Source organism: Frankia sp. CcWB3 (assembly GCF_977927595.1).
The window spans coordinates 1-5,117 of the sequence record NZ_CDWRCK010000128.1; the positions used below are offsets into that span (position 1 = coordinate 1).

Sequence of the window (5,117 nt, forward strand, 5' to 3'; positions counted from 1 at the left end):
CGCCGCCGCGATCGCCGACGAAGGCGAGCCGACCATGCGGGCCGGTACTCGGTGCGCGACAGCTCGCCGCCGCGACCCAGGCGTCGGACAGATCGCCGGGACGCCCGGAGTCGACGGTGTGCGGCACCGCCGGCTGCGTCACCACCGGCCGCGCCACCGCCGGCCGTCCCACCACCGGCTGCGCCACCGCGGGTCGGATCATGTCACTCCAAGGGATCATGCGACTCGGTCGTGCGACGTACGTGGGTCGTGCGACCTACGTAGATCACGCGACCGTGTGGGTCTGGAGCCACATCTCGAGCAGCGCGGCCTGCCACAGGGCGTTCGCGCCGAGCGCCGTGCGGTTGTCGTTCGGGGCGGCGAGCATCGTCCGGACCCACACCGGCCGGAACAGGCCCCGCGTCTTCGCCGCCGGATCGGTGAGCGCCTCGCGCACCCGGTCCAGGAACGGCCCGTCGAGATGACGGATCGCCGGCACCGGGAAATACCCCTTGGGTCGGTCGATGACGTCGACCGGCATCAGCGGGCGGCCGATGTTCTTGAGCACGCCCTTGCCGCCGGAGGCGAGCTTCAGCTCCGGCGGGCAGGCGGCGGCGAGCTCGACCAGCTCGTGGTCGAGGAAGGGGGTGCGGGCCTCGAGCCCCGCGGCCATCGTCATGTTGTCGACCCGTTTCACGGGGTCGTCAACGAGCATGATCGTCGAGTCGATGCGCAGCGCGGCGTCGACGGCGGTCTCGGCGCCCGGCCGGGCGAAGTGGGAGGCGACGAAGTGCCGGCTGGCATCGGCCTCGATGAGATGGTGCGGCTCCACCATCGCGGGCAGGTCCCGGTGCGGTCGGTCGGCGAAGACCCGCAGGTAGGCGTCGACGGCGTCGGTCCGCCCAACACCCGCCAGCGGCGGATACCAGGAATACCCGGCGAAGACCTCGTCGGCGCCCTGCCCCGACTGCACGGCCTTGACGTGCCGGGAGACCTCCTGGGAGAGCAGGTAGAAGGCCACGCAGTCGTGGCTGACCATCGGCTCGCTCATCGCGGCGATGGCCGCGTCGACGGCGGGCAGCAGCCTCGTCCCCGGCACCCGGATCTGGTGATGGTCGGTATCGAAATACCGGGCGATGACGTCGGAGTAGACGAACTCGTCGCCGGGCTCGCCGCCGACGGCCTCGAACCCGACACTGAAGGTCGCGAGATCCTTCTGCCCCGCCTCGGCGAGCAGCGCGACGATCAAACTGGAGTCCAGCCCACCGGACAGCAGCACGCCGACCGGGACGTCGGCGACCATCCGGCGGCGCACCGCGAGGCGCAGCCGCTCGGCGATCGCGTCCTGCCAGTCACGGGCGGTCCAGTCCGCGTGCGCGGGATCGCGGGTGAAGCTGGGACGCCAGTACAGGTCGTCGGTCGAGGTGCCGTCCGGTTCCACCACCCGCACGGTCGCCGCGGGCAGCTTGCGCACCCCGGCCAGAATCGTGTGCGGGGCGGGCACCACGGAATGGAACGACAGGTAGTGGTGAAAGGCGACCAGGTCGATGTCGGAGGAGACGCCGCCGCCGGCGAGCAGGGCCGGCAGGGTGGAGGCGAACCGCAGGCGCTCGCTGTTCCCGGTGAGGTAGAGCGGCTTGATGCCGAGCCGGTCCCGGGCGAGGATCAGCCGCCCGCTGTCCCGCTCGGCGATGGCGAAGGCGAACATCCCGGCGAAGTGGTCGACGCAGCGTCTCCCCCACCGGTGGTACGCCTTGCCGATCACCTCCGTGTCGGAGGTGGAGAAGAAGCGGTAGCCGGCCGCGACCAGCTCGTCACGCAGCTCCTGATAATTGTAGATGCACCCGTTGAACACCGTGGTCAGGCCGAGCTCGTTGTCCACCATGGGCTGGGCACCGCGCTCGGACAAATCGATGATCTTCAGGCGACGGTGCCCGAACGCAACTGGGCCGGCGGACCACACTCCCACGCCGTCCGGGCCCCGCGGCACCATCGTCGCGGTCATCCGCACCACCGCGTCGACGTTCGCTCCCCGGCCGTCGAATCTCAGCTCGCCACTCAGCCCGCACATGTGCGCTCCCGTCGATCGATGAAGTCAGGCGAGATCCATTCCCCGGGGCTTCCTTCCCGATACCGCAGCCGTTGATTACGACCTCACTCTCGAGGACGGAGATTTCACAACAGTGTCCGCGATGTTGCCAACTCCCTCGGTCGCCAACCCGCGCGGAACCGCAGTGCACCCGCGACGGAGCACCCCGCGACGGAAGACCGGGCCACCCTGGATCAGACTACGGAGAGTAGCGGTCACGGAACGGTTGACGGCGGGGAATCACCGGCTAACGGCGGGAAATCCAGGTGTCCTTGGACCCCCCGCCCTGCGAGGAGTTGACGATCAGACTGCCGGGAGGCGCCACCCGGCTGAGCGCCGCGGGCACCACCCGCGGCTCCCACCCGGCGTAGACGAAGACCCGCAGATCCACCGCGCAGGGTTCGAGATGGCTGTCGTGCCAGGTCGGATGGGTCGACAGCGACACCAGTTCCTGGCCGATCCACTGCCGGGGATCGGCCAGGATCCGCTCGCGGACCTCGGTGAGCCGGTAGGGCTCGGCGCGCGGCCCGATGACCACGCCGGACCCGCCGTACCCGTCGACCGGCTTCACCACCAGTTGATCGAGGTTGTCCAGCACGTGTTCGCACTGCTCCGGGTCACCGCAGACATAGGTCGGCACGTCGTCGAGCACCGGCTGCTCGCCCAGGTAGTAGGTGACCATCCGCGGGACGTAGGCGTAGACGACCTTGTCGTCACCCACCCCGTTACCCAGAGCGTTCGCCATGCCGACCCGGCGGGCCCGGATCGCGCGCAGCAGCGGGAGCCCCAACGGGGTGCCGTCGGCTCCGAGGGCGCCGAACAGGTCGTCCTCGTCCATCCGGCGGTAGAGGACGTCGACGCGGCACCGCCGGGAGCCGTCGATCCGGTGGACGACGTCGTTGTCGTCGACCAGCAGATCCGCCGGTTCCACCAGCGCAACGCCCATCTTCTCGGCGAGCAGGGAATGCTCGAAGTACGCCGCGTCGGTCTTCCCGCCGGTCAGCACGGCCACCGCCGGTTCCCCCGCGGCCGCCGCCGGGGCCGCCGCGACCAGCGCCTCGTGCAGCAGGGCGGGTATACCGTCCAGCCGCAGGATGCCGGCCGGCGGACCGAGCTCCGGCAGCACCGACTCGGCGAGCCGCCGGCCTTCCATGGCGTAGGCGATACCGGACGGGACGCGCAGGTTGTCCTCCAGCACCAGCCAGCCGCCGTCGCCGCCGCGGACCAGGTCGATGCCGGCGACAGTCACCCGGATGGCGTCCGGGCCGGCGGCACGACCGCCGTGGCGCAGGCTCGGCGCGTCGTTGACCACCCAGGCCGGCACGATCCCGTCGGCGACGGCCGCCCGCTCGCCGTAGCTGTCGTGCAGGAACGCCTCCAAGGCCCGGACCCGCTGGCTCAGCCCGGTCGTCAGGGTCGTCCAGTCGTCGGCGGCGATGATCCGCGGGACCAGGTCGAACGGAAAGGGACGGCTGGTGGAGTCCCCCGAGGCCCGGAAGATGATCCCCCGGTCGTTCTGCTCGGCCTCGCGCGTCCCGACCCGTTCGTCGAGGATGCCCGGGCCGAGCCGTTCCAAGGTGCGCATGACGGCCCGGTACTGGGGACGGACCGCGCCGCGGGCATCGACGATCTCGTCGTACCCGGTCGGCTGGTATCGCTCGAGCAGCCGCGGCGCAATCTGGTCGGAGGCGGACACGGCGGGCGCGCTCCCCAGCGCGGCCGCCGCCCCCGCGGGCGGGACGTCGCGGGTCTCGGCCAGCACCAGATCCGCGACGTCGGTGAGCAGACCCCGACGGGCGAAGGCCCGGCGCTGGCGGTGCGCGGAGCTGCCCCGGCCAACGGCCTGTTCGGCCAGGTTGTCGATGAGCTCCCAGTCGTCGAACCGTTCGAGCTGCGGGCGGACCTCGGTGAGCAGCCGGCGCAGCATGGCCTGGGCCGGTATAGGGCCGGTACCGAGGATGTCGACGAGGTCGCCCTCCAGGCCGGACCGGGCCGCCCGCCAGGTCGCCGCGCGCAGCAGCTCCGCGCGCGGCGGCGGGGCCTGGCCGCCGGCCTCGATCTCCTCGATGGCCTGGCACACCAGCGCCCGGAACAGCCCGGCGATGAGGATGACGTTGTCGACGTCCGGGCAGGCATCGCAGATGCGCAGCTCGACGGTGGGCAGGTGGGCCGACGGGCGGACGTCGAAGTAGACCATCCCCGGGTCGCTGATCACCCCGGACTTGATCAGGTCCGCCACGAGCTGGTCGTACTCGGCGGCGGTCCGGAAGGACCCGGCGACCCCCGCGGTCGGCCATCGCTGCCACACCAGCGTGCGCATGCTCGCGTAGCCGCTGTCGGCACCCATCCAGAACGGCGAGCTGGCCGAGAGCGCCAGCAGCATCGGCGGCCACGGCGCGGTCCAGGCGACGACGGCCATCGCGAGGTCACGGTCGGCCACGTCGACGTGCACCTGAGCGCCGCAGATGAGCTGCTCGCGCGCGACGATCTGGTAGTCCTCAGTCATCTGCTCGTAACGGTCGTCCCGGGAGACGTCGAGCAGATCCATGTCCACGATCGGCACGGTGCCCGCGGCGGCCGGCCCGAGCCCAAGCTCGCCGGTCACCTCCGCGAGTCGCCGCCGCAGATCGAGCAGGTTCGTCCGCAGCTCCAGCAGATCCGCCGTCGGCTGACTGTTCGTCTCGACAACCGATTTCAATAGCTCTGGGGAGAACGAGTCCCCGTCGAGCCGGCGGAGGATTTCCTCGGCCCTGGGAACGAGCTGACGGGTGGTGAGATCGAGGATGTGAAATTCCTCCTCGACACCGACGGCCACGATTCGTGCGTCGCTCATGGCGGGCTACGCTACGGCCTGCCGTTACACATGCGTGTCACAGCTATGACCCGTCTCGGGAAGAATCCCGCACTACTCGCCACGGACCTGCACCCCCACCCTTGTCGTCGCCGGGTACCGGCCGCCACCCGACGCCTCGCCCGAGGCCTCGCCCCGGCCCACCTGCGTGACCACGACCACTCGACCACGACCGCTCTCGCCCGGTCTCGTCCGGTC

The 5,117-nt window shown here is 70.9% G+C and carries 3 protein-coding genes; all 3 read right to left on the reverse strand.

The genetic code is table 11. From position 1 onward, the window contains the following. Positions 1-202 (reverse strand): hypothetical protein (locus ACY5KJ_RS11550; RefSeq protein ID WP_462203349.1); only part of this gene is annotated, 202 nt, incomplete at its 3' end. Positions 203-265: 63 nt separating this feature from the next. Continuing rightward, the gene (locus ACY5KJ_RS11555) at positions 266-2,050 is read right to left on the reverse strand and encodes an N-acetylglutaminylglutamine amidotransferase (RefSeq protein ID WP_462187746.1); all 1,785 of its coding nucleotides are present in this window, start codon (positions 2,048-2,050) and stop codon (positions 266-268) included. A gap of 265 nt (positions 2,051-2,315) precedes the next feature. After that, a complete protein-coding gene (locus ACY5KJ_RS11560) occupies positions 2,316-4,901 on the reverse strand; it encodes a glutamate--cysteine ligase (protein ID WP_462203350.1) in 2,586 nt (861 codons plus the stop codon). Positions 4,902-5,117 lie beyond the last annotated feature (216 nt).

Bases quoted from the DNA above. Each gene is read 5' to 3' on its own strand.
- ACY5KJ_RS11560 (WP_462203350.1), bottom strand. From the start codon at position 4,901: ATGAGCGACGCACGAATCGTGGCCGTCGGTGTCGAGGAGGAATTTCAC.
- ACY5KJ_RS11555 (WP_462187746.1), bottom strand. From the start codon at position 2,050: ATGTGCGGGCTGAGTGGCGAGCTGAGATTCGACGGCCGGGGAGCGAAC.